We start from the raw sequence: 25,474 nt of genomic DNA, 5'->3' as shown, positions 1-25,474 counted from the left end.
GTTTGCTTGAAGGCTGCGTGGTGCATGGTGATCTCCCCACCCGGTTGTTATGGATTGTTGAACTGCAAGGCGGTCTGCCGCGGCGGTACGTGCCGACGCGGTCAGGGCGAAACGAAAGCGTTCAGATCGAAGGACGCGATGTCGGGCAGACAGGCGTCGGCGCGCGCGAGCGTCGCCGCGTCGCCGATGCCGATCGCGGCCATGCCGGCGGTCTTGATAGCGACCACGCCGGCGGCGGCGTCTTCCAGGCCGATGCACAGCGGCGGCGCGACGCCCAAGGCGGCGGCGACATCCAGGAAAATATCCGGCGCCGGTTTGGCGCGGGCGATCCGCGCCGCGTCGGCGATGTAGTCGAAACGATCGGCGATGCCGAGGCGGTCGAGCAGGGCGGCGGCGTTGCGGCTGGCCGAGGCCAGGCCGAGCTTGAGGCCGCGCGCGCGCGCCTGTTCGAGCACGCGTTCGACCCCGGGAAACAGATCCTTCGGCGTAACTTCGGCGATGGCCTCGACGTAGTAGCCGTTCTTGCGTTCGGCCAGCGCAAGTTTCTGCTCGGCGCTCAGTACCTTGCCGGCGTGGCGCAGGATGATCTCCAGCGAATTCATCCGGTCGACGCCCTTGAGCTGCTCGTTGACGTGCTGGTCGAACGGCAGGCCTTCTTCGTCGGCCATGCGCTTCCAGGCGCGGTAGTGGGTCTGCGCGGTGTCGGTGAGCACGCCGTCGAGATCGAAGATCAGCGCCTGCGCCGGGCGCGGGAACGCGAGCTTGCCGTCGTCGCCGGGCCGGCTGCCGGGCCGCGCGAGCGCGACCCGCACCGGCGTTTGCGCGCTCAGTTCGATCGCGCGGCCGGCGTGTTCGATGCGCAGTGCCGCGCCGTCGAGCAAGGTGTATTCGACGCCGTCGCGATCGACCCGCAGGCGCAGTCGCCGGCCTTGCCAGCGCAGGCCGAAACCGAAACCGCGCCATTGCCGCGGCAAGGTCGGCGCGAATTTCAGCACGCCGTCGGCCGTGCGCAAGCCGGCGAAACCCGAGGCCAGACCCAGCCACGTCCCCGCCAGCGCCGCCATATGCACGCCGTGATCGGTATTGCCGTGCAGATCGTCCAGATCGACGCGCAGGTTGTCGCCGAAGAATTTCGCCGCCTGCTCGGCGTGGCCGACTTCGCTGGCGAGGATGCCGAACACCGATGCCGACAAGGTCGAGTCGTGGGTGGTGACCGCTTCGTAATAGTCGTAGCTGCGACGCTTGACGTCGGCGCCGATGCCGTCGCCGGCCAGCACCAGCGCCATCACCACGTCGGCCTGCTTGCAGATCTGGTGGCGGTACAAGGTGAGCGGGTGGTAGTCGAGCAGCAGCGGACGGTGTTCGCCCTCGTGCTTGGGAAACGGCCAGCGCGGTTTGTCGAGGAAAGTGTCGTCCTGGGCGTAGATGCCCAGCGCGTCGTCGTAATGCAGGAACATGCGCTCGCCGGCGCGGCGCCAGGTATCGATCTCGTGCGGCTCCAATTGCAGGCGCTGGGCCAGGGCTTGTAATTGCTCGGGACGTTCGCGCCGCAGCTGTTCCCACACCCGCACCGCGCGCAGCAGATGCTGCTGGGCCATGCGGTTGGTGTAGAAGTTGTTGTCGACCAGCGCGGTGTATTCGTCCGGGCCGGTGACTTCGTGGATGCAGAACGCGCCGCCGCGACGCGGGTTGAAGTGGCCGATCTGCGGCCAGATGCGCGCGGTTTCGAACAGGATTTCGGCGCCGCATTCGACCAGGAAATCCAGGTCGCCGGTCGCGTCCAGGTACAGGCCCAGCCCATACGCGACCGCGGCATTGATGTGATACGCGGCCGAACCGGAGGGGTAGTGCGCCGAGCATTCGCCGCCGGTGATCGTGCGCCACGGGAACAGCGCGCCGCGCGGATGGTTCATCTCGCGCGCGTGCTCGCGCGCCGGTTCCAGCGCGAGAAAGCGCGCATGCAGCATCGCGCGCGCGACGTCCGGCGCGGTGTAGGCCATCACCGGCAGCATGAAGGCTTCGGTGTCCCAGAAATAATGGCCTTCGTAGCCTTCGCCGGTCAGGCCCTTGGCGGCGGTGCCGTTGACGCCGTCGCGCCCGGCCGATTGCAGCAGATGGAACAGGTTGAAACGCAGCGCCTGTTCGGCGGCGGCATCGCCGTCGATGAACAATTCCGCGCCGTCCCAGAACTGCGCCAGCGACGCGGCCTGACGCGCGGCGATCACATCGAAGCCGTCCGCCACCGCCTGATGCAAGGCCTGCGCGGCGTGCGCGGGCAGGTCGGTCGCGTGCGGGTTGGTGTCGGTGGCGTAGACGACGAACTTCTCGATCGTCGCCGCCTGTCCGGGCTGCAACTGCGCGAGATAGCGCTGGGCGACATGCTCCTCGCCGATTTCGGCCTCGCCGAAGCTCACGCCTTCGCCCAGACGGTGCGCCTGGCTGCAGACCACGCGCACGCCGCTGCGGCGGGTCGCCTGGACCACGTCCGCGCTGCGCCGATCGGCCTGGCGCGAGAGCAATTGCAGACCTTCGGCCGAGGCCACACCGATGCGCGGGTCGTCGCCTTGTTCGGCGGCCGCGTGGCCGCATTCGATCGCCGAGGCCAGGGTGACGGGGCCGGTGTAGTCGATCGACGCGACGGTGTAGCGGATCGCGAGCAGATCCACGCCGGCCGCGCCGCTGTCGAACGGCAGCACGCGCTCGGCGCGGATTTCGATGCCGTGGCCTTGCGCGGTCTTCAGGCGCACACGCCGCCGCAGCAGACCGCTGCGCAGATCGAGTTCGCGTTCGAACGCGAGCCACTGCGCCGCGTCGATGTCCAGGCGCTGCGCGCCCAGCCACACCGCGATGCGTTGCCCGTCGGCGACCGGCAGGCGGGTGTCGGTGCTGCGGGCGAAACCCGGGAAGCGCTCGTGGTAGTGGATCGGGTGTTGTTCGAACACCGACGCCAGAAAGCTGCCGTCGCTGCCGCCGTCGGCCTCCTCGAAGCCGCCGCGCACGCCGAGTGAGCCGTTGGCCAGGGCGAACAGGGTTTCGTCGCGGCGACGCAACGCGGGGTCGTGACGATCCTGGCGCAGGCGCCAGGCGTTGGTGTCGTGGGGTGAGGCGGGCATTGCGGGAGCGGGGTTCGGGGTCACGCGTAAGGCCTGAAAGCGGGTGGGCGGCATCGGCGATGTGGCGGGTTGCGATGGTGTGCGGCGATGTCTTGGTGGCGGACCGTAGGGATTGATTGTTATCGATGTCAAGTTACCGATAACAATTGAGCTTGGGCGGGTTGTGCGTCGGTGTGCCTGGAGGCTGTTGTGTGTCGGTGTTGATTTGCGATTTATCGCGTTGGATCAGATGCTTAAGGATTGTTGCGATGCGCAAAAATCCATGTGCGCACCATCATCTGGCGTCGGCGTTGTCGCTGCGTTGCAGCATGACGGAGTACCGATTTCGCGCGGAGAGTTTCGGTTTGGCCGGTTTGTCGAGAGTGGGAGGTTGCGTCGTTGATGCGGGTTCGCGGTCGCGGCTTGCGCCGCTCCTACAGGTAGGCCATGTGGCTTTCGTTCGAGGTCAGGTTTCGTTTCCAGCGCTGCGAGGCTTGTAACTCGCGTTAGCAACAGGACACCCGTAGGGCGGCGCACATGGATGTGCGCCGTGCGCCACCGAGACAGGATGTCTCGTGTGGCGCATGCCCGCGTCTGCGCCGAACTTGCGGGCCCTTGATTCACAAAAAAGCGTTTTTCTTTGGTTACCTTTCTTTTGTCGCTTTTGACAAAAGAAAGTAACTCGGCCGCTTGCGGACGAAAGCTGTTGATCTTGCCTCTGGCTTCAAAAGCTCTAGAGCTTCAAAGCTTTAGAGCCTTAAAGCTGCAAGCAGGATCAAAAGCGTTCCGCCGCTAAAGCGGCGGGTCACTTTCTTTTGTCTAAAGCAACAAAAGAAAGGTAACCAAAGAAAAATGCTTTTTTGTGAATCAAGAGCCCGCGCGATCGATGCAGACGCAGGCATGCGCCACACGGGACATCCTGTCCCTGTGGCGCACGGCGCACATCCATGTGCGCCGCCCTTCGGGTGTCCTCTTGTTCTCGCGAGTTCCGAGCGTCGCAGCGCTGGATGAACTGCGTGACTTCTGGCTCAAGCAAAAGCCACATGGCCTACCTGTAGGAGCGGCGCAAGCCGCGACCGCGAACCCGCGTCAACGGCGCAGCCGTCCACTCCCGCGATAGGCCACCGTCGCGTCGCCAACCCCATAACCCGCGAACCCCTCAGGTAACCCGCGCCACCAAATGCGTAGGCAAAATCTCCGACTGCGCCGGCTCCCCCTCGATCATCGCCAGAATCTTGCGCGCCAACGACACCCCCGCATCGACGAAGTTCTGATGGATCGAGGTCAACGGAGGCAGATACGTCGCGCCCAGCGGCGTGTCGTCGTAACCGATCACCGACACGTCGTCGGGCACGCGCCGGCCGCGTTCGATCAGGGCGCGGATCGCGCCGATTGCCAGCAGGTCGCTGGCCGCGAACAAGGCGTCGAACTGCGGGTGCCGGTCGAGCAGGGCATGCACCGCCTGCGCGCCGGCGCTGACGGTGAAATTGGCCACGGTCGGGGTCAACGGCTCGATGCCGTGCGCGGCCAGGGTGCGCTGGAAACCTTCCAGGCGCTCGGCGAATTCGCCGTGCGCGCTGTCGCCCAGGAACACCGGCCGGCGCCGGCCCAGGGCCAGGAAACGTTCGGCGGCCAGGCGGCCGCCGAGATGATTGTCGCTGCCGACCACGATCTGCGATTCGTGCCGGCTCACCGCGCCCCATACCACCATCGGCCGGCCCCAGCGCCGGACCTCGTGCATCGCGTCCTCGTGCGCGCCCTGGCCGAGCAGGATCACCCCGTCGGCGGCCTGCACGCTGGGCAGCGCGCCGCCCTGCAGCGAGGTCAGCAGCACGCTGTAGCCGGCCGAGGTCAGTTCCTGGCTGATGCCGCCGAGCAGGTCGAGCGGGTAGGGCCCGGACATCTGCCGTTCGATCGTGGGTTTCATTTCCACCACCACCGCCACGGTCATGCTGCGGCGCAGGCGCAGGTTGCGCGCGCTGATGTTGAATTGGTAACCCTCGCGCTCGGCCAGTTCCTTGATCCTGGCCCGGGTTTCCGGATTGACCAGCGGGCTGTCGCGCAGGGCGCGCGAGACGGTGATCGCCGAAACCCCGGCCAGTTCGGCCAGGTCGGCCATGGTCAGGTGTTCGCCGGCCTTGCGGGCGGGATTGGATGCGCGCGGTCGGCTCATACGGGGCGGATCGTTCCAGGATCGCGATCGAAGGCGGGTCGTGCCTATGTACCACGTCGCGCGTCGCGGCTGCGAAAGCAGGCGTACCGCGGGCACGAAACACGCACGCGGTCGCCGAATGCGCTTGCCGCACGCGGCGATTGTCGCGCGCGCGCGCGCGGCCGAGCTCAGGGGCGCGGGCGATCGCGATCGGGCTCGGCGCCGGCGCCCGCCGGGTGCGCGACTTGCCGGCGGTAGTAAGCGCGCGAGTTGCCGGCCACGACGCTCACCGCATGCACGACACCGCGGGCGTTGCGATGGAACTCCAGTTCCGCGCCGGCGGCCGAGGCGAAGAACCGGGTCGGGCTCAGCGGCAGCAACGGCGAGGCCGTCGGGCCGTCGGGCAGATCCATGCTGATGGCGCCGTCGGCCACCTTGACGGTCATCGAGTCGAAGTCGAACCAGTCGGCGAGCGCGCTGCGGATATCCATCGGCACGGCCGGATCGAGGCGATAGCTGCCGGCATAGTCGGCGTAGGCGGGCGCGCTCAGGTCCAGCGCGATCGTGCGGATCGGCGGCTTCATGCCGTCGTCCAGGGCATCGGAGATCGCATTGCGGATTTCGCCGCGGATGCGCCCGCCGTTTTCGCCGTTGGTGAGGATGGCGAAGCCGTAGCCGGTTTCCGGATAGCCCTCGATCGCGGCGTGGTAGCTGTCGTTGTCGCCGTTGTGGAAGAACCGGCGCGCCTTGCCGCTGCCGCCCAGTTCCGGTCCCAGGCCGCGCACGCCCGGCGAAACCTCGCTCATCATCTGCAGCGCGATCGCCTGGGGCAGCAAGCCGCCCTGGCCGCGATAGCTTTGGATCAGCGCGCCGACGAACGCGCCCAGATCGTTCGCGCTGGTCCACAGGCCCGAGGCGGCCTGCTCCGGAAAGGTCTGCCAGCCGCGCGGCAGCGCGGTGAGCGCGCCGTTGCCGTCGTGCGCCTTGGCGATATTGCCGCGCGTGGGCGACAGCGGATTCTCGTAAGTGCTGCGGCGCATGCCCGCGGGTTCGAACACCTGCGCGCGCGCGACCGCGTCCAGCGGCTGGCCGGTCAGATCTTCGATGATCTGCTGCTCGAGCATGATGCCGCCGCCGGAATAATCGCTGCGCGTTCCCGGTTCGTATTGCAGGCGCACCGGATCGTTCTTCGCCGGCGGCGTGCCGTTCAAGGTCTGCACCAGGGTCGGCAGGGTTTCGGTCGGCAGATAATCCTGGAAACCATGCACACCCAGGCCCGAGGTATGCGACAGCAGCATGCGCATCGTCACCGTCGGGTTCTTGATCGCGGGCGCGGCCGGAATGCGCCAGGATTTCAGGTAGGCGTTAACGTCGCGGTCCAGATCGATGCGTCCGTGCGCGACCAGTTGCAGCGTGGTCGCCGCGGCGATCATCTTGCTGACCGATCCGACCGAGAACAGGGTGTCGGCATCGACCGCATCGTGGGTGCCGGCTTCGCGCACGCCGTAGCCGGCGGCGTACAGCAGCTTGCCGTCCTTGACGATGGCGATGGCGACGCCGGGGATCTTGTGGTGCGCCATGCGCTCTTGCAGGGTCCAGGTCGGCATGGATTCGCCGGCCTTGACGATGCTGGGACGCAGGCCGCGCTCGATCGCGGCTTTCAAGCGCGCGGCGTCGGGTTCGGCCGGCGTTTGCGCATGGGCGGCGGCGCCGAGCAAACCGATCGCCAGCGTGCAGGCGAGCATCATGGATTTCATCGTGGTCATACCCTGTGGCGGTCGTAGGGGGGGGGCGGGATTGCGGGCAAAGCGGGGCCGGGCGCGAACGGTCGTGGCCCGCGCCGAAGGCAGTTCGAACGGATGCAGCGGGAAACGCGACGATCAGGGCTGGCCGGCGACCGCTCCGCGACCGATCAGATAAGCGCGCACGGCCGGATCGCGGGCCTGATTGAGCGGCGAACGCCAGCGTCCCAGCCAGCCGTCGGCGACCATGCCCAGATTGACGTCGGCGCCGCGCGCGACCAGGTATTGGACCGTCGCCAGATGCCCGGCGCGAGCGGCGTTGATCAACGGCGTTTCGTCGTAGGTCACCACCCGATTGACGTCGGCGCCGGCACGCACCAGGCGTTCGACGATCGGCTGCGCGCCGAGCCGCGAGGCGACGATCAAGGGATTGCCTTCGCCGAGCGCGGCGCGGTTCGGATCGGCGCCCAGGGCCAACAAGGTGTCGACGGTGCTCAGGTTGCGCGCGGTCACGGCCTGGATCAGCGCGGTGCCGTCGCCGAGCACGCGTGCGTCGATGTCGACGCCACTGGCGGCGAGTGTCCGCAGCGTGGCGGCATCGCCGGCCTTGGCCGCGGCGAGCAGGGCGACGACCCGGGCGTCGGGTTCGGCGACATGGCGGCCGCTCACGTCCAGCCGCGGCGTGTTCGCCAGCGCCAGGCCGGCGAACGCGAGCAGCGCCGCTACGCACACGGCGACCGCCGCATGCCGGCGCCGCGGTTCATCGCCCGGGCCGGGTTCGATCAGTCCGTCGATGCGCTGGGCCAGATGGCTGCGGCGTTCGAGCATGCCGACCGCCAGCCAGGTCGGCCGTTCGCCCAGGTCCAGCAGGGTCTCGGCGCTGCTGAGCAAGGAGCCGGCGTAATCCACGCGCGCCTCGCAAGCGCGGGCCGCGCGCGCATCGCAGGCCATCTCGCGCGCCAGGTCCAGGCGCGCATGGATCAGCCGCAGCAGCGGATTCCACCAGAACGCCGCCAGCCCGACGCGGACCGCAGCGGTCAGCCACAGGTCGCCGCGGCGGATATGCGCGATTTCGTGGCGCAGGATGTCGCGCAGCGCGGCGGTGTCCAGCGTGTTCGCCAATGCGCGCGGAATCAGGATGGTGGGGCGCAGCAGGCCGACCACCATCGGGCCGTCGATGGCGGTGGTCGCGATTCGCGCACGGCGCGGCAGTTCCTGCGCAAGCAACGTCTCCAGCGCCGGCGCAGGATGCGCGCAGCGACGCAGCCGGCGCGCCTGACGCGCGCCCTCGACCAGCCGCATCAACTGCCACAGCGCGCCGAGCGCCCAGGCCAGCGCCAGCGCGGTCGAAAACGATTGCGGTATTTCCAGATACAGCACGTCGGCGCGTTGCCCGGCCTCGTAGATCGCCTCGTCCGGCGTCGGGCCTTCGTCCGGCAGCGGGACCAGTTGCTCGGCGGGCGCAGCGAACGCAGGCGAGGGCGGTCCCGGCAGCAGCGTCGCCAACGGCGCCAGCAGCGCCAGCGCGAACACCGCCAGCAGCAGCCACGAGCGCAATTCGGCGTCGAGCGCGCGCATCCGCATGAACACCACCGCCAGCGCGAACAACACTGCGCTTTGCAGCAGATGCTGGGCCGCGAACGCCGGCGCGGCGTCGATCAGGCTTTCGATCACGTGGCCTTCCATCACGCGTCCCCCCGGGCCTTGGCCGCGCTGACTTTGTCGCGCAGCGTCTTGAGTTCGGCGCGGTCGACGTCGTGGCGGTCGAGCAAATGCTGCGCCAGCAGGTTCGGCGAACCGTCGAAGAATTGCTGCAGCAGATGGTCCAGGGCCTGCTTGCGGGCCTGCTCGCGGCTGATCGCGGCGCGGTAGATGAAGGCGCGGCCTTCCTGGCGATGGGTCACGAAGCCCTTCTTGGCCAGGACGTTGAACATCGTCAGCACCGTCGTATAGGCCACCGCTTTGTGCCGGGACAGTTCGTCGGCGACCTCGCGCACCGAGGCCTCGTCCTTGTCCCACAGCACTTCCAGGATCGCTTGCTCGGACTGGGTGAGCGTGGGCGAGGCAGGTCGGGCCATGGGGATCTACTGGTTTATTAGTTGATTGATGGGAGCATGCCCGGATCGGGTCTGTCAACTATCGAATTAGTAGTGATCCCGCCGCCGTCGGCGGGTACTGAGGCGGCGGCCGGCGACGCGTTGGCGACGTCACGGATCGCGTGCCGCCCGGGCCCGTCGCGGCGCACCGACGGCGAGCTCGGCGCCAGCCCGCTATACTCCCGGGTAAGCGCGGCCAAGAACCGCGCCCGGCCCAGCCGATTCAATCACTTGGCCGCATTACTTGATAACCTGCATAACAACCTACTCACGGCCGCGTCCGCCGCACCCAGAGGCCCCAACGCCGCATGCGTCTGTCCACGATCAAGCTGTCCGGTTTCAAGTCCTTCGTCGATCCGACCACGCTGCACCTGCCCACCAATATGACCGGCGTGGTCGGTCCGAACGGCTGCGGCAAGTCGAACATCATCGACGCGGTGCGCTGGGTGATGGGCGAGAGCTCGGCCAGCCGCCTGCGCGGCGACTCGCTCACCGACGTGATCTTCGCCGGTTCCTCGGCGCGCAAGCCGGTGTCGCAGGCGATGGTCGAACTGATCTTCGACAACTCCGATCACACCATCACCGGCGAATTCGCCGCGTTCAACGAAATCTCGGTCAAGCGCACGGTCAGCCGCGACGGCACCAGCCAGTACTACCTCAACGGCGGCAAGTGCCGGCGTCGCGACATCACCGACCTGTTCCTCGGCACCGGCCTGGGCCCGCGCAGTTATTCGATCATCGAGCAGGGCATGATCAGCCAGATCATCGAGGCCAAGCCCGAGGACCTGCGCGTGTACCTGGAAGAAGCCGCCGGCATTTCCAAGTACAAGGAACGGCGCAAGGAAACCGAAACCCGCATCCGCCACACCCGCGAAAATCTCGATCGCCTCAACGACCTGCGCGAGGAAGTCGGCAAGCAGCTCGAACACCTGCGCCGGCAGGCGCGCCAGGCCGAGCAGTACCAGGCGATCCAGGCCGAGCGCAAGATCAAGGACGTGGAGTGGAAGGCGCTGGAGTACCGCGCCCTCGACCAGAAACTGCAGGCCCAGCGCGAGAAGCTGTCGCAGCAGGAAACCCGCCTGCAGCAGTTGATCGCCGAACAGCGCGAGGCCGAGCGCGAACTGGAAACCGGCCGGGTCAGCCGCGAGGAAGCCGCGGCCAAGCTCAACAAGGCCCAGGCAGCCAGCTACGAAGTCGGCGGCGCCTTGGCGCGGATCGAGCAGCAGATCCAGCATCAGCGCGAGATGTCCAGCCGCCTGCTCAAGGCGCGCGACGAAGCGATGAATCAACTGGCCGAGATCGGCGAGCACATCGGCAGCGATCAGGCGCGCCTGGACGTGCTGCTGGCCGCGGTCGCCGACGCCGAGCCGCGTATCGAGGCGATGCGCGAGGACGACGAAGCGCGCCAGGACGCGCTGCGCGACGCCGAAAACCGGCTCAGCGACTGGCAGCAGCGCTGGGACGCGCACAGCCGCGAACAATCCGAAGCCGCGCGCGCGGCCGAGGTCGAACGCACCCGCATCGAAGGCCTCGACCGGCAGACGCTCGACGCCGACCGCCGCCGCGAATCGCTGGCCAGCGAACGCGCCGGCCTCGACCTGGGCGCGTTGTCGGAAGCCTTCGAACAATTGCAGAGCCAGCACGACCTGCAGAAAGAATCGCTGGAAAGCCTGACCGACGAACTGGAAATCCGTAAGACCGCGGTGTCGGATCTGCAGGAACAGCAGCGCGCGACCCAGAACCAGCTCGCCGAGGTGCGCAAGCAGGCGCAGACCTCGCGCGGCCGCCTGTCGTCGCTGGAAACCTTGCAGCATGCGGCCCTCGGTCAAGAGCAAGGTGCCGCGCTGACCTGGCTCAAGGCGCGCGGCCTGGATTCGGCGCAACGCGTCGGCGAAACCCTGAGCGTCGAATCGGGCTGGGAAAACGCGGTCGAAAGCGCGCTGGGCCAGTTGATCGAAGGCGTGCTGGTCGAATCGCCCGAAACCCTGGTCGATGCGATCGGCGAACTCGGCGAAGGCCGTCTGACCCTGGTCTCGCCCGAGCGCGACGACGCCACGTACGCCGCGACCTCGCTGGCATCGAAGGTCCAGGGCCCGGCCGCGATCCGCCGCCTGCTCGCGCGCCTGCACGGCGCCGACGATCTGGCCGCGGCGCGCGCGCTGCAGCCCTCGCTGGGCGCGGAAGAGACCATCATCACCCGCAACGGCGAGCGCCTGGGCGCCGGCTGGGTGCGGGTGCTGCGCTCCGGCGCGGCCAAGCAGGGCGCGCTGCTGCGCGAGCGCGAGATCCAGACCCTGCGGGTCGAGATCGAGGAACTGCTGACCCGCGAGCGCGAACTCGAACAGACCCAGATCCAGTTGCGCGACCGCTCGCTGGCCGCCGAACAGCAGCGCGAAGACGCGCAGCGCGCCTTGTACATGGCTCACCGCAGCGTGTCCGAACTGGCCGGCCAGTTGCAAAGCCACCAGGGTCGCCTGGATTCGGCGCGCAACCGGATCGAGAAGATCGACGCGGACCTGGAGCAGTTGCTGATCGGCCTGGACGCCGGCCGCGAGCAGGCGCGCGAGGCGCGCATGCGCCAGGAAGCTGCGGTCGAGCGCATGGGCGAACTGGAAGACTCGCGCTTGCAGCTCGAATCCGAGCGCCGCTCGCTGTCGGAAGCGCGCGACGCCGCGCGCAACGCCGCGCGCGAATCGCGCGACGCCGCGCATGCCTTGACCCTGACCCTGGAAACCCAGCGCGCCCAGATCGCCGGCCTCAGCCAGACCCTCGAGCGCATGGGCGGCCAGCGCGGCCAGCTCGATTCGCGTTTGAGCGAACTGTCGGCCCAGCTCAGCGACGGCGACGAACCGGTGGTCGCGCTGGAAGAACAGCGTCAGGTCGCGCTGGAGCAGCGCGTGCTGGCCGAGCAGGACCTCACCGCCGCGCGCAGCGCGCTCGACGGCATCGACAACGACCTGCGCAAGTTCGAACAGACCCGCCAGCAACGCGACGAACAGGCGCTGCAGCAACGCGAAGCGATCGGCCAGCGCCGCCTGGAACAGCAGGCCCTGGTGCTCAAGGCCGAGACCCTGACCGAGGCCATCGCCGAGGCCGGCGCGGTGCTGCAGGACGTGGTCAATTCGCTCGACGAAAACGCCGAGCCGCAGACCTGGGAACGCAGCGTCATCGAGCTCGACAACAAGCTGCGTCGGCTCGAACCGGTCAATCTGGCCGCGATCGCCGAGCATGCCGAGGCCGCGCAGCGCAAGGACTACCTCGACGCCCAGTTCCTCGACCTCAACACCGCGCTGGAAACCCTGGAAGAAGCGATCCGCAAGATCGACCGCGAAACCCGCGGCCGTTTCAAGGACACCTTCGATCGGGTCAATTCCGGCGTGCAGGAGCTGTATCCGCGTCTGTTCGGCGGCGGCCACGCGTATCTGGAACTCACCGGCGAAGACCTGCTCGACACCGGCGTGGCGATCATGGCCCGACCGCCCGGCAAGCGCGTGTCGAACATCTCGCTGCTGTCCGGCGGCGAGAAGGCGATGACCGCGGTGGCGCTGGTGTTCGCGATCTTCCGTCTGAATCCGGCGCCGTTCTGCCTGCTCGACGAGGTCGACGCGCCGCTCGACGAAGCCAACGTCGGCCGCTTCACCGCGATGGTCAGCGAGATGAGCGAACAGGTACAGTTCCTGTTCGTGAGCCACAACAAGGCGACGATGGAAGCCGCGCAGCAGCTGTCGGGCGTGACCATGCGCGAACCCGGTGTCAGCCGCCTGGTGTCGGTCGATCTGGCCGAGGCGACGCGGTTGGCGGGCGCGGCCTGAGGCCGCACCCGGGATTGGTGATTCGGGATTCGGGATTGGCAAACGCCAAGACGTAACGAGTCCTTAGCAATTTTTTTCTGAGTTGGTGCAACGTAAGTCATCGAACGTCGGCGCGTCCGCCGTTCTTGCGGATACCAATCTCTCAATCGTCATATTTTTGGAATCGGTAGCGGGCAGGGAATCAACGATCGGCGTCGCCGCTGTGACGAATCCCGAATCCCCACTGCCGAATCCCCGCACCAAAAGGAGCAACGAATGTCCGACGTGACCTTGATGAGGATCGGCATCCTGATCGCCGGCCTGATCCTGATCGGCGCGATCGTATTCTTCGGCCGCCCGCGCAAGCCGGGGCAGGGCAAGCGCGTCGCGCGCGAGGACGCCGCGCGCGGCGCCGAACCGCGCAAGAGCGGGCCGCGCCAGGAACCGACCCTGGGCGAGCAGATCCAGAGCGAACTCGAGCAGGCCGGCGCGCCCGGCGAGGCCACCACCCAGGCCGAACTGGAACTGTTCGACAAGACCCTGGAGGGCAACGCCAACGCCGCCAACAGCGAGCTGGGCCGCCGGGTCAGCGAAGAATTCGACAAGATCGTCACCTTGTACCTGGCCGCGCGCGCCGGGCACAAGCTGCACGGTCCCGACATCGTGGTCGCGGCGGAAAAGGCCGGCTTGGTCTATGGCCACATGGGCGTGTACCACCGCCTCGTCGAGGGCCACCCCGAGCGCGGCCCGGTGTTCAGCGTGGCCAACATCATGAAGCCCGGCAGTTTCGACATGGCCGCGATCCAGTCGCTGGAAACCCCGGCGATCGCGTTCTTCCTGACCCTGCCGGCGCCGGTGGCGGCCCTGGACGCCTGGGAAACCATGCTGCCGACTGCCCAGCGCATGGCCGAACTGCTCGACGCGGTGGTGCTGGACGAACAGCGCAACGCACTCGGCCGCCAGCGCATCGCCCACCTGCGCGACGAGCTGCGCGCCTACGACCGCCAGCGCGAAGCGCCGCCGTTGAGTAAGCCGACGCGTTGGTGAGTGGCGTGGGTGGGTGAGTTGCGAAGCCTGGTTAGATTGCGCAACGTGGATCGCACGCGGTAGCCGCGTTTGATCCGGCTCTCGAATCCTCGCCGTAAGCTACGGCCTTGCACCTGATCGCCCATCTCAGTCGTATCCCGCTACTCAAGTTGTTTCCCCCCTTTGGAAAAGGGGGGGTAGGGGGGATTCGCTTTTGCTCTCAGACGCCGCGCCAGCCGGGGCCAAAAGCGAATCCCCCGCGCGCCGATCTATGTTTAGACCTCAATCAGCGCAACGCGCAGCCCCCTTTTCCAAAGTGGGCATGATTCTCTGCCGGCCACAGCCACAGCCACAGCCACAGCCACAGCTAATAGCTCATAGCTCATAGCTACAGCCATAGCCATAGCGACACCTGCGGTCCCTACCATCGACGGCAGCGGCAGGAACGACGCAAACGGCTAACCGCAACAGCTAACGGCGCTAACTAACGGCTAAGACGCCCGCCCCTAACCGCCGCCGGCCGCCGGTCGCAACCCGCGACACGCCCAGCATCCACAATCACGGCCAATCCGTTCAAAATGCATCCGCTCCGCACGAACGGCAGCGCAAGGACAAACCGCCCGTGACGACCCAATCCAAGCAAGACGCCGCCCAGGCGGCCCAACGCGCCGCGCAACTGCGCGCCCAGCTCGACGACGCGAACTACCGCTACTACGTCCTCGACGACCCGACCCTGACCGACGCCGATTACGACCGGCTGCTGCGCGAGCTCGAAGCGCTGGAAGCCGCGCATCCCGAACTGGCCAGCGCCGATTCGCCGACCCAGCGGGTCGGCAACACCCCGTCGGGCACCTTCGCCCAAGTCACCCACGTCGTGCCGATGCTGTCGCTGGGCAATGCCTTCAGCGACGAGGAGGTGACCGACTTCGTGCGCAAGATCGTCGAGCGCCTGGACACCGCCAACCCCGAGTTTTCGGTCGAACCCAAGCTCGACGGCCTGGCGATCAGCCTGCGCTACGAGAACGGCCGCTTCGTCCAGGGCGCGACCCGCGGCGACGGCGCCACCGGCGAGGACGTCACCCTCAACCTGCGCACGGTCAAGGCGATTCCGATGACCTTGCGCGGCAAGGATTGGCCGCCGGTGCTGGAAGTGCGCGGCGAGGTCTACATGCCGCTGGCCGCGTTCAAGACCTACAACGAAAAAGCGCTCAAGGACGGCGGCAAGGTGCTGGCGAACCCGCGCAACGGCGCGGCCGGTTCGCTGCGCCAGCTCGATCCGCGCATCACCGCGCAACGGCCGCTGGCGTTCTATGCCTATGCGGTCGGCGTGGTCGAGGGCTACACCTTGCCGGCCAGCCATTCGCAGACGCTGAAGAAATTGCGCGACTGGGGTTTCCCGGTCAGCGCCGAGAGCGGCGTGGTCGCCGGCGCCGACGGTTTGCTCGGCTATTACCGGCAGATGGGCGCCAAGCGCGATTCGCTGCCGTTCGATATCGACGGCGTGGTCTACAAGCTCGACGACTACGCCGGCCAGCGCGAAATGGGTTTCGTCTCGCGCGCGCCGCGCTGGGCGATCGCGCACAAGTTCCCGGCGCAGGAACAATCCACCGTGCTGGAAGGCATCGACATTCAGATCGGCCGCACCGGCGCGGCCACGCCGGTCGCGCGGCTCAAGCCGGTGCAGGTCGCCGGCGTGGTGGTGACCAATGCGACCTTGCACAACGCCGACCAGATCGCGCGTCTGGACGTGCGCATCGGCGATACGGTGATCGTGCGCCGCGCCGGCGACGTGATCCCGGAAATCGTGCGGGTCGTGCCCGAGTACCGCAACCCGGACGCGCCGCAATGGCAGATGCCGACCGCCTGCCCGGTATGCGGTTCGGAAATCGTGCGCGAGGAAGGCGAGGCGGCGTGGCGTTGCTCGGGCGAACTGAGCTGCCCCGCGCAGCGCAAGGAAGCCATCCGCCATTTCGCCTCGCGTCGGGCGATGGACATCGAAGGCCTGGGCGATCGCTACATCGAGGACTTGTCCGACCTGGGCTATCTGCAATCGGTCGCCGACCTGTTCAAGCTCAAGCTCGAGGATCTGCTCGAGATGAAGCGCCGCGCCGACGAGCGCGACGGCACCACGCCGGAGACGGTGAAAGCCGGCAAGGTCGCGACCAAGTGGGCCGACAACCTGATCGAGGCGATCGACCAAAGCCGCAAGACCACGTTGGAGCGCTTCCTGTTCGCGCTCGGCATCCAGCACGTCGGCGAAAACACCTCCAAGGCCTTGTCGGGCTGGCTCGGCGATCTGCAGCTGATCCGCCGCCTGCCGTGGCCGGTGTTCAAGCGTCTGCCCGATGTGGGCGGCGAAGTCGCGCGTTCGCTCGGGCATTTCTTCGATCAACCCGGCAACCAGCAGGTGATCGACGATCTGCTCGAACGCGGCGTGCTGATCGCCGACACCCATGCGCCGTCGCCGAAACTGCGCGAAGGCCTGAACCTGGCGACCTTGCTGGTCGACATGGAAATTCCCAAGGTCACCAAGATCCGCGCCGAGCAGCTCGCCACCGCGTTCGCCGATGCCGGGAAACTGCGCGATGCGCCCGAGCACGCTTACATCACCGCCGGATTGCCGGCCGACAGCGCGCAGGCGCTGGCGTCGTGGTTGAGCGTCGATGAGAACGTGCAGTTGTTGACGCGGGTAGGGGACGCGCTGAAGCAACTCGATGCGTTGACGCCTGCGGCCTCGGCCACTTCGGTTGGCGTGCTCGACGGCAAGACCGCGGTGCTGACCGGCAGCCTGGCCGCGTTGACCCGCGACGAAGCCAAGGCGCGTCTGGAAGCGCTCGGCGCCAAGGTCGCCGGCAGCGTGTCGAAGAAGACCAGTTTCGTCGTCGCCGGCACCGAAGCCGGGTCCAAGCTCGACAAGGCGCAGGAACTCGGTATCGAGGTCTGGGACGAAGACCAGTTGCTGGCGTTCCTGGCGCAGAACGAATGAACCCTTCAGCGCCGCGGCCGCCGGACTGGCATCCGTCGGCGAGCTTCGAAACGCTGCGCCTGCGGGCGCGGCTCAACGCCACGGTTCGGGCCTATTTCGCCGAACGTGCGGTGATCGAAGTGGAAACTCCGCTGATGTCGGTGGCCGGCAATACCGATCCGAACATCGCCTCGTTCGCGCTGCAGTTCAGCGGCCGCACCGACGGCGCGCCGCGCACGCGCTGGCTGCGCACGTCGCCGGAATTCCCGCTCAAGCGTCTGCTCGCGGCCGGGTTCGGCGACTGCTACGAACTGGGCCGGGTGTTCCGCGACGGCGAAGCCGGCGGCCGCCACAACCCCGAATTCACCATGCTGGAGTGGTATCGGGTCGGCTGGGACCATCGTCGCCTGATCGAGGAAACCGCCGATCTGGTGCGCGCCGCGCTGGCCCTGGTCGGGCGCGATGCGCGTCTGCGCACGGTGGCGTATCGCGATCTGTACCGCGATCGCCTGGGCCTCGACCCGATGCTCGCCGATGAAGCGCAGTTGCGCGCCGCGCTCGGCGAGGTGGTGATCGATCCGCAGGGGTTGAACCGCGACGATTGGCTCGATCTGTTGATGACCCACCGCCTGCAGCCGCAGTTTTCCCGCGACGAATTGCTGGCGATCCATGCCTATCCGGCCTCGCAATGCGCGCTGGCCCGAGTGGGCGAGGATCGCGACGGCGTCGCGGTCGCGCAGCGTTTCGAGCTGTACCTGGGGCCGTTGGAATTGGCCAACGGTTATCACGAGCTGGCCGATGCGGCCGAGCAGGGCGCGCGGTTCGATCGCGACCGCGAGCGGCGCGGCGAGCGCGGGGCGGTGTGTCCGCCGCGCGACGAGGCCTTGCTTGACGCCTTGGCCGGCGGATTTCCCGATTGCGCCGGGGTCGCGTTGGGCATGGATCGGCTGCTGATGGCGATGCTCGACAGCGCGCGCATCGCCGAGGTACTGGCCTTCGATTTCACGCGCGCTTGACCGCGATGAACCATGCGCTTCGCCGGATCGGCTCACTGCGCGTTTTTGATTGCAAGTTCATCGATCATGGTTAGAGTGCTCGCATCGGGTGCCGGGGGCCATGCATGCGCAGTGTGAAAGCCGCGATCCATCTGTTTGCGTTCGCCGCCGCGGTGTGCGCGACGAGTGCGCGCGCGGAACCGGCGGGCGAACGGATGTTCGGCGGCGACGTGCTGCGCTGCGCATCGCAGGATGAGCAGACGGTGCGTTGCCCGGCCGATACCCGCGGCGGCGTGCGCCTGGTCCGGCGCACCTCCGGCAAGCCCTGCGTCGAAGGCACCAGCTGGGGCGCCGATCGCGGCGGCGTGTGGGTCTCGCAGGGCTGCTCGGCGGACTTCGTGCTCGGACGCGGCGGCAGCGGCAGCGACAGCAGGACCGGCGCGCGCGTGATCAAGTGTGAGTCGATCGGCGGGCGCTGGAATCACTGCGCCGCCAACACCGAGGCCGGCGTGGTCCTGGCCCAGCAATTGTCCAAACAACCTTGCCTGCGCAATCAGTCCTGGGGCACCGACGGCAACGGCGTGTGGGTCTCCGGCGGTTGCCGCGGCGAGTTCCGTCTGCTCGGCGCAGAGCCGGCGGCGCAGGCGCCGGGCAAACTGCTGCTGTGCGAATCGCGCGATCGCAAGGCCCGTCGTTGCGACGGCGAAACCGGCCAGGGCGTGCGCATGGTCAAGCAGCTGTCAAACACCGAATGCGTCGAAGGCCGCAGTTGGGGCTACGACGCGCATGGCGTATGGGTCGAGGACGGTTGCCGCGCCGAATTCGAACTCGATTACCGGCGCGGCGGCGGTTGATCGGCGCGCGTCATGGGCCATGCGTCATGCGACCAACGGCGGAGATCGGCCGCGAAACAGGGCGCAAACTAAGCCCGTCATGAACAAAACGGTCGCATCGTTACCGTGATTGGCGAACAGGGCGAAATCTTGAGCTGGCGTTAAGCGGGTTCGGCTAGAGTCCTCGACAAATCGACAAGGAGCACAAGCATGTCCGCACGCATTCTTTCCAGTCTGGGTCTGATGGTGGGCTTGGGGTTGTCCGCGGGCGTCGCCCAGGCGGCGCCGCAGTACAACGATTACGGTTACGGCTCCGACAACGGCGTCATCCGCTGCGAATCCGACGGCGGCCGTCAGCGCCGTTGCGATGCCGATACCCGAGGCGGCGTGCAGCTGAGCCGTCAACTGTCCAGTTCCTCGTGCATCCAGGGCCGCAGTTGGGGTTACGACCGCAACGGCATCTGGGTGTCGGAAGGTTGCCGCGCCGAATTCGCGCTCGGCCGCGGCGGCGGCTGGAACGGCGGTGGCGGCGGCGGTTGGAACGGCGGCGGCAACGGCGACGTGGTGCGTTGCGAATCCGACGGCGGCCGTCAGCGCAGCTGCAGCATCAGCGGCAATCGCGCGCGTCTGCAGCGCCAGCTGTCCAGCACCACCTGCATCGAGGGTCAGAACTGGGGTTCGCGTCCGGGCCAGGTGTGGGTGTCGGGCGGTTGCCGCGGTGAGTTCGTCGCCACCCGTGGCGGCGGCTGGAACGGTGGTGGCGGCAACAACGGCGGCGGCTGGGGCGGTGGCGGTCAGGAGATTTCCTGCGAGTCCAACAACAACCGCCAGAACCGCTGCAACATGAGCGTGCGCCGCGACGTGCGTCTGCTGCGCCAGAACTCGGGTTCGCCGTGCATCGAAGGCCAGACCTGGGGTTGGGACCGCAACGGCGTGTGGGTGTCGAACGGTTGCCGCGGTCGCTTCCAGGTCAACTGATCGCGCTCGATCCTGAGTTGACGCTGGTACCCATCGCCCCGGCCGCAAGGTCGGGGCGATGTCGTTTGTGGCGGCGGATGTTTCAGGGCCGACACCTGCATCCGTTAAACTCGACGCCATGAACGACACCATCGATTTCGACCGCTACGACCGCATCCGCCCGATCCGCTGGACCGGGCAGGCCCTGGAACTGCTGGACCAGCGCAAGCTGCCGTTCGCGGTGGAGTACGTGTCCTGCGAAGACAGCGACGCGGTCGCCGCGGCGATCCATGCGCTGACCGTGCGCGGCGCGCCCGCGATCGGCATCGCCGCGGCCTGGGGCGTGGTGCTGGCGGCCAAGACGATCGAGGCCGACGACGGCGCGACCGCGCTGGCGCGGATCGAGCCGGCCATGCAGCGCCTCAACGCCGCCCGACCGACCGCGGTCAACCTGGCCTGGGCGCTGGCGCGCATGCGCCGCGTGCTGGCCGTCGCGGGCGCCGACTGGCGCGACGTGCTGGCGCGCGAAGCGCAGGCGATCGCCGACGAAGACCTGGCCGCGAACCGGCGCATGGGCGCGCTCGGCGCGGCCCTGATCGCACCGGGCAACGGCGTGCTGACCCACTGCAATACCGGTTCGCTCGCCACCGCCGGTTTCGGCACCGCGCTCGGCGTGATCCGCGCCGGCGTCGCTCAGGGTCGCATCGCCCAGGTGTACGCCGGCGAGACCCGGCCGTGGCTGCAGGGCGCGCGCCTGACCGTGTGGGAACTGGAGCAGGACGGCATCGCGCCGATCCTGATCGCCGACTCGGCCGCCTCGCATCTGATGAAGACCGGCAAGGTCGGCTGGGTGATCGTCGGCGCCGACCGCATCTGCGCCAACGGTGACACCGCCAACAAGATCGGCACCTACCAGCTGGCGATCGCCGCGCGCCATCACGGGGTCAAGTTCATGGTCGCCGCGCCGTCGTCGACGGTCGACATGGATACCGCGTCCGGCGACCTGATCGAGATCGAGGAACGAGACCCGGGCGAGCTGTTCGCCGTCGGCGGCACCCGCACCGCGGCCGAGCGGGTCGGCGCCTGGAACCCGGTGTTCGACGTGACCCCGCACGAGTTGATCGACGCGATCGTGACCGAGCGCGGGGTGATCGAACGGCCGGATGCGGCGGCGATGAAGGCGGCGTTTGGGGGGTGAGGTTTCCGGTGGTTGCTGGCTGAGGTTTCGACTCGCTCCGGCGCGATTGCGTTTGGTTGCCGTGCTGTCTTCGCAGGCCAATATCTTCAGCGCCATTCGTTGAGGCCGTGATTCCCGCGAAGGCGGGAATCCAGCGACTTTAGGCGTTCTCGCGCGAAAGGCCCTGGATTCCCGCGTTCGCGGGAATGACGTTCTGAGAAATGACGCTGAAGTCTCTGGATGTTCGGCTTCGCCGAAGTAAAGCAGAGCCCGCCTCCGCGGGAATGACGGCTGGGGGGCGCAGATCTCTTGGATGAGCGCAGCATTCGCGATGTCGGACAGCTCTCCCGAACGCGCAGCGCTCTCGCGCTTGCCCCCGGCTCATGCACTGCGAAGGCTGCCCAACATGAGCGCGGGACAGCCGCCAAAGCCCATTTGGCGAGCATCTCCGGTGCCCGCCAAAACGCCCAACGCAGGCAACGCCAATCCAACCCCGCACCCAATGCTGCAATGCAGCTGAAAAACCCCGCCAAGTGCTTGTTTCTGCGTGGGAATCAGACTCCCGTGAAACCGCGTTTTGTGCTATGATTTCCTGTCGTTTTGATGCCGCCCCGAGCGAGCTGCAGGACAGGCCCGCAGGGACCCTGTTTTCAGCCATATCCGCGGCGTTCCGTGAGGGACGCCGACGCCGTTCGCCCGGGTTGTTCGACTCACCGCCCGCAACGGAACCCTGATGGCCGAACTCGCCAAGGAAATCATCCAGGTCAATCTCGAAGACGAGATGCGCCGCAGCTACCTCGATTACGCCATGAGCGTGATCGTCGGACGCGCGCTTCCCGACGTACGAGACGGCCTCAAGCCTGTGCATCGCCGCGTCCTGTACGCCATGAGCGAGCTGGGCGCCCACAGCAACAAGCCGCATTTCAAGTCGGCGCGTATCGTCGGCGACGTGATCGGTAAGTACCACCCGCACGGCGATCAGTCGGTCTACGACACGCTGGTGCGCATGGCGCAGCCGTTCTCGCTGCGCTATCTGCTGGTCGACGGCCAAGGCAACTTCGGTTCGGTCGACGGCGACTCCGCCGCGGCGATGCGTTACACCGAATCGCGCATGGCCAAGCTCACCCACGAGCTGATGGCCGACATCGACAAGGAAACCGTCGATTTCCAGCCCAATTACGACGAAAAGGAACTCGAACCCACGGTCATGCCGACCCGGGTGCCGAACCTGCTCATCAACGGCTCGGCCGGTATCGCCGTGGGCATGGCGACCAACATCCCGCCGCACAATCTGTCGGAAGTGATCAACGCGACCATCGCGCTGATCAACGCGCCGGAGCTGGACGTCGATGCGCTGATGGAATACATCCCCGGTCCGGACTTCCCGACCGCGGGCATCATCAACGGCACCGCCGGCATCATCAACGCCTACCGCACCGGCCGCGGCCGGGTGCGGATGCGCGCGCGCGCCGAGATCGAGGTCAATCAGGACACCGGCCGCGAAGCGATCGCGGTCACAGAGATCCCGTACCAGGTCAACAAGGCGCGCTTGATCGAGAAGATCGCCGAGCTGGTCAAGGAAAAGCGCCTGGAAGGCATCAGCGAGCTGCGCGACGAGTCCGACAAGGACGGCATGCGCATCTTCATCGAGGTCAAGCGCGGCGAATCGGCCGAGGTGGTGCTCAACAACCTCTATCAGCAGACTCAGATGGAGTCGGTGTTCGGCATCAACATGGTGGCGCTGGTCGACGGCCGCCCGCAGTTGCTGAACCTCAAGCAGATCCTCGAAGCCTTCATCCGTCACCGCCGCGAAGTGGTGACCCGCCGCACCATCTTCGAACTGCGCAAGGCGCGTCAGCGCGCGCATATTTTGGAAGGTTTGACGGTCGCGCTCGCCAACATCGACGAGATGATCGAGCTGATCAAGACCTCGGCCAATCCCAACGAAGCGCGCGAGCGCATGTTGGAGAAGACCTGGGAACCGGGTCTGGTCGGCGCCTTGCTGGCCGCGGCCGGTTCCGAGGCCTCGCGTCCGGAGGACCTCGCGGCCGAGTTCGGCCTGCACGACGGCCGCTATCAGCTGACCGAGACGCAGGCGACCCAGATCCTGGAAATGCGCCTGCATCGCCTGACCGGGTTGGAGCAGGAAAAGCTCACCGACGAATACAAGGTGCTGCTGGAGGCCATCCGCGGCCTGATCGAGATCCTCGAGAATCCCGACGTGCTGCTCGAGGTGATCCGAACCGAACTGCTTAATCTGAAGGAAGAATTCGGCGACGCGCGCCGCAGCGAAATCCGCGCGAGCGAAGAAGACCTCGACATCCTCGACCTGATCGCGCCGGAAGACGTGGTGGTGACCCTGTCGCATTCGGGTTACGCCAAGCGTCAGCCGGTCAGCGCCTACCGCGCGCAGAAGCGCGGCGGCAAGGGCCGCAACGCGGCGATGACCAAGGACGAGGATTTCATCGACAAGCTGTGGCTGGTCAACACCCACGACACGCTGCTGACCTTCACCAGCACCGGCCGGGTGTTCTGGCTGCCGGTGCACCAGCTGCCCGACGCCGGCCCGAACGCGCGCGGCCGTCCGATCATCAACTGGCTGGCGCTGGAAGCCGGCGAGCAGGTGCAGGCGGTGCTGCCGGTGCGTGCGTACGACGACAGCCACTTCGTGTTCTTCGCCACCCGCAACGGCATGGTCAAGAAGACCCCGCTGACCGAGTTCGCCTATCGTCTGGCGCGCGGCAAGATCGCGATCAATCTCGACGACGGCGATGCCCTGGTCGACGTGGCGCTGACCAACGGCCAGCGCGAAGTGATGCTGTTCGCGAGCAACGGCAAGGCCGTGCGCTTCGCCGAGAGCGGCCGCGAGGACGATGCCGACGCGGTCGAGGAATCGGTCGACACCGACGGCGCCGAAGACAGCGGCGAAGACGCCGTTGAAGTCGTGGCCGAAGGCGAGGGCGCCGACCGGTCGCGTCGCGGCAAGGGCGGCGTGCGTTCCACCGGCCGCAACAGCCGTGGCGTGCGCGGCATCAAGCTGGCGAAGGGCGAATCGGTCGTGAGCATGATCGTGATCGACGGCGACGGCGACATCCTCACCGCCAGTCAGCGTGGTTACGGCAAGCGCACGCCGGTCGACGAGTACCCGTGCAAGGGCCGCGGCACCCAGGGCGTGATCGCGCTGAAGACCACCGAGCGCAACGGCGCGCTGGTCGGCGCGATCCAGCTCAGCGATCACCACGAAGTGCTGATGATTTCCGACGGCGGCACCCTGGTGCGTACCCGCGCGGCGGAAATCTCCCAGGTCGGCCGCAATACCCAGGGCGTGACCCTGATGCGCCTGGCCGAGGACGAGACCCTGCAGACCATCGAGCGCGTGGACGCGTCGCTGGACGAGGTCGAGGACGGCATCGAAGGCGAGGTGCCGGCCGCGCCGGTGGCCGATGCCGGTGACGCGGTGGAAACGCCGGCTGCGGATGCCTGATCGTCGTTTGCATGAGCCTTGAGAAAACGCCGCCTTCGAGCGGCGTTTTCTTTTGCGGTCGCGTTCGGGCGGTCTGCCGTCGCCTCGACCGTTACGGGGCGGCGCGGACAGATCGGCCGGAACCGGTCACAGGTCCACCGGCTGCCGGGTCTGCAAGGATTCGCGCAAGGCGATCGCGATGCGGGTGGCTTCGGCCGCGTCCTCCAGGTCGAGATCGAAAGGCCGATCGTCGAGCACCGCGTCGACGAAATGCGAGCACTGGCTCAGGAAGGCGTCGCCGAAGCGTTCGAAGAAGTTCGCCGTCGACAAGCTGCGCACGCCGTGCGCGTCGGCGATCTCGAGCCGATCCAGGCGCGGATTGCGGCCGATGCTGAGCTTGCCGGCGGTGCCGACCACGTCGGTGCAGGTTTCGTGGCCGTGGGCCTGGGTGCGCGAGGCGTAGAACATCGCCATGCAGCCGTTGTCGAACTCGCACACGGCCACGCCGTTGTCGATGTCGCCGATGGCTTGCAGATCCGGATACGCGGCGATCGTGCCCATCGCGTAAACCCGCCGCGCCTTGGGCCGGCCCAGCAGCCAGCGCGCCAGGTCGACGTCGTGCACGCTGCAATCGAGGAACAGGCCGCCGCTGGTCGGGGCGAATTTGACGAAGGCGCCGCTGGGGTCGAACAGGTCGGCGGTCTGCGAATAGACCAGGAACGGCTTGCCGATCGCGCCGTCGTCGATGCGGGTCTTGGCTTGGCGATAACTGGCGTCGAAGTGGCGGACGAATCCGACCATCGCGCGCAACGCGGGATGGCGCCGGGCGTGCTCGACCGTGCGCCGGCATTCGTCCATCCGCAGCGACAGCGGCTTTTCGCAGAACACGTGCTTGCCCGCGTCCAGCGCTTGTTCGATCTGTTGCGGATGCAGCGAGGTCGGGGTGATCAGGAACACCGCGTCCAGCTCAGGATCGGCCAGCATCGCGGCGTAGTCGGCATAGGCGCGTTGCACGCCCAGGTGCTCACGCGCCCAATCCACCTCGTCGGCGATTGGACTGCAGACCGCGTCCAGGCGCGCCCTGGGCACGTGCCGGGCGAGATTCTCGGCGTAGCGCCGGCCCAGACGGCCGAGCCCGGCGACCCCGATTTTCAGCAACTTCTGACTCATGACTACCTCTGTTGG

General features: G+C 67.4%; 14 protein-coding genes. 8 read left to right on the top strand and 6 right to left on the bottom strand.

Translation table 11 applies throughout. From position 1 onward, the window contains the following. Positions 1–101: 101 nt before the first annotated feature. From pgmB to IEQ11_RS13355, 5 genes are all read right to left on the bottom strand, one after another. The gene (gene pgmB, locus IEQ11_RS13375; protein WP_191822982.1) at positions 102–3,113 is read right to left on the bottom strand and encodes a beta-phosphoglucomutase; all 3,012 of its coding nucleotides are present in this window, start codon (positions 3,111–3,113) and stop codon (positions 102–104) included. Between the two features lie 1,138 nt (positions 3,114–4,251). After that, complete coding sequence (locus IEQ11_RS13370) at positions 4,252–5,265, bottom strand: LacI family DNA-binding transcriptional regulator (RefSeq protein ID WP_046656753.1); 1,014 nt, start codon at positions 5,263–5,265, stop codon at positions 4,252–4,254. 167 nt (positions 5,266–5,432) lie between these two features. Continuing rightward, entirely contained in the window at positions 5,433–7,001 is a 1,569-nt protein-coding gene (locus IEQ11_RS13365) for a serine hydrolase (protein WP_191822681.1), read from the bottom strand. A gap of 123 nt (positions 7,002–7,124) precedes the next feature. Beyond that, positions 7,125–8,660 carry a M56 family metallopeptidase gene (locus IEQ11_RS13360; protein WP_191822682.1) on the bottom strand — a complete coding sequence of 512 codons (1,536 nt, stop codon included), beginning with the start codon at positions 8,658–8,660 and terminating at the stop codon, positions 7,125–7,127. 11 nt (positions 8,661–8,671) lie between these two features. Beyond that, positions 8,672–9,064 carry a BlaI/MecI/CopY family transcriptional regulator gene (locus IEQ11_RS13355; RefSeq protein ID WP_191822683.1) on the bottom strand — a complete coding sequence of 131 codons (393 nt, stop codon included), beginning with the start codon at positions 9,062–9,064 and terminating at the stop codon, positions 8,672–8,674. Positions 9,065–9,390: 326 nt separating this feature from the next. Between IEQ11_RS13355 and smc the strand changes: the two genes are divergently transcribed. The 8 genes from smc (at position 9,391) to gyrA (ending at position 24,310) form a co-directional block, all read left to right on the top strand. After that, complete coding sequence (smc, locus tag IEQ11_RS13350; RefSeq protein WP_036104306.1) at positions 9,391–12,894, top strand: chromosome segregation protein SMC; 3,504 nt, start codon at positions 9,391–9,393, stop codon at positions 12,892–12,894. 255 nt (positions 12,895–13,149) lie between these two features. After that, positions 13,150–13,920 (top strand): cell division protein ZipA, encoded by a 771-nt coding sequence (zipA, locus tag IEQ11_RS13345; RefSeq protein ID WP_036104303.1) that lies wholly within the window; start codon positions 13,150–13,152, stop codon positions 13,918–13,920. A 601-nt stretch (positions 13,921–14,521) separates the two neighbouring features. Next, on the top strand, positions 14,522–16,885 hold the full coding sequence (ligA, locus tag IEQ11_RS13340; protein ID WP_191822684.1) for an NAD-dependent DNA ligase LigA: 2,364 nt from the start codon (positions 14,522–14,524) through the stop codon (positions 16,883–16,885). Beyond that, positions 16,882–17,880, top strand: a complete 999-nt coding sequence (gene epmA, locus IEQ11_RS13335) for an EF-P lysine aminoacylase EpmA (RefSeq protein ID WP_191822685.1) — start codon at positions 16,882–16,884, stop codon at positions 17,878–17,880. The genes ligA and epmA overlap by 4 nt, the downstream gene beginning before the upstream one ends. Before the next feature lie 104 nt (positions 17,881–17,984). Further along, positions 17,985–18,713: a DUF3011 domain-containing protein gene (locus IEQ11_RS13330; protein WP_057921777.1), complete on the top strand. Its 729-nt coding sequence runs from the start codon at positions 17,985–17,987 to the stop codon at positions 18,711–18,713. A gap of 189 nt (positions 18,714–18,902) precedes the next feature. After that, positions 18,903–19,670, top strand: a complete 768-nt coding sequence (locus IEQ11_RS13325) for a DUF3011 domain-containing protein (RefSeq protein WP_191822686.1) — start codon at positions 18,903–18,905, stop codon at positions 19,668–19,670. Between the two features lie 118 nt (positions 19,671–19,788). Beyond that, positions 19,789–20,847 (top strand): S-methyl-5-thioribose-1-phosphate isomerase, encoded by a 1,059-nt coding sequence (gene mtnA, locus IEQ11_RS13320; RefSeq protein ID WP_191822687.1) that lies wholly within the window; start codon positions 19,789–19,791, stop codon positions 20,845–20,847. A 712-nt stretch (positions 20,848–21,559) separates the two neighbouring features. Beyond that, positions 21,560–24,310, top strand: coding sequence for a DNA gyrase subunit A (gene gyrA, locus IEQ11_RS13315; protein ID WP_046656744.1), 2,751 nt, complete (start codon positions 21,560–21,562; stop codon positions 24,308–24,310). 126 nt (positions 24,311–24,436) lie between these two features. Here the strand turns inward: gyrA and IEQ11_RS13310 are convergent, their stop codons facing one another. Next, entirely contained in the window at positions 24,437–25,459 is a 1,023-nt protein-coding gene (locus tag IEQ11_RS13310; protein ID WP_191822688.1) for a Gfo/Idh/MocA family oxidoreductase, read from the bottom strand. Between the last annotated feature and the right edge of the window lie 15 nt (positions 25,460–25,474).

Source organism: Lysobacter capsici (genome assembly GCF_014779555.2).
GTDB classification, from domain to species: Bacteria; Pseudomonadota; Gammaproteobacteria; order Xanthomonadales; family Xanthomonadaceae; genus Lysobacter; species Lysobacter capsici.
This window is presented reverse-complemented; position numbering and strand designations above follow the sequence as displayed.

What these genes read in the sequence shown, in the direction of transcription:
- IEQ11_RS13355 (WP_191822683.1), bottom strand. Translation starts at nt 9,064, where the DNA reads ATGGCCCGACCTGCCTCGCCCACGCTCACCCAGTCCGAGCAAGCGATC.
- IEQ11_RS13325 (WP_191822686.1), top strand. Translation starts at nt 18,903, where the DNA reads ATGTCCGCACGCATTCTTTCCAGTCTGGGTCTGATGGTGGGCTTGGGG.
- gyrA (WP_046656744.1), top strand. Translation starts at nt 21,560, where the DNA reads ATGGCCGAACTCGCCAAGGAAATCATCCAGGTCAATCTCGAAGACGAG.
- IEQ11_RS13365 (WP_191822681.1), bottom strand. Translation starts at nt 7,001, where the DNA reads ATGAAATCCATGATGCTCGCCTGCACGCTGGCGATCGGTTTGCTCGGC.
- epmA (WP_191822685.1), top strand. Translation starts at nt 16,882, where the DNA reads ATGAACCCTTCAGCGCCGCGGCCGCCGGACTGGCATCCGTCGGCGAGC.
- mtnA (WP_191822687.1), top strand. Translation starts at nt 19,789, where the DNA reads ATGAACGACACCATCGATTTCGACCGCTACGACCGCATCCGCCCGATC.
- zipA (WP_036104303.1), top strand. Translation starts at nt 13,150, where the DNA reads ATGTCCGACGTGACCTTGATGAGGATCGGCATCCTGATCGCCGGCCTG.
- IEQ11_RS13330 (WP_057921777.1), top strand. Translation starts at nt 17,985, where the DNA reads ATGCGCAGTGTGAAAGCCGCGATCCATCTGTTTGCGTTCGCCGCCGCG.
- smc (WP_036104306.1), top strand. Translation starts at nt 9,391, where the DNA reads ATGCGTCTGTCCACGATCAAGCTGTCCGGTTTCAAGTCCTTCGTCGAT.
- IEQ11_RS13370 (WP_046656753.1), bottom strand. Translation starts at nt 5,265, where the DNA reads ATGAGCCGACCGCGCGCATCCAATCCCGCCCGCAAGGCCGGCGAACAC.
- pgmB (WP_191822982.1), bottom strand. Translation starts at nt 3,113, where the DNA reads ATGCCCGCCTCACCCCACGACACCAACGCCTGGCGCCTGCGCCAGGAT.
- IEQ11_RS13310 (WP_191822688.1), bottom strand. Translation starts at nt 25,459, where the DNA reads ATGAGTCAGAAGTTGCTGAAAATCGGGGTCGCCGGGCTCGGCCGTCTG.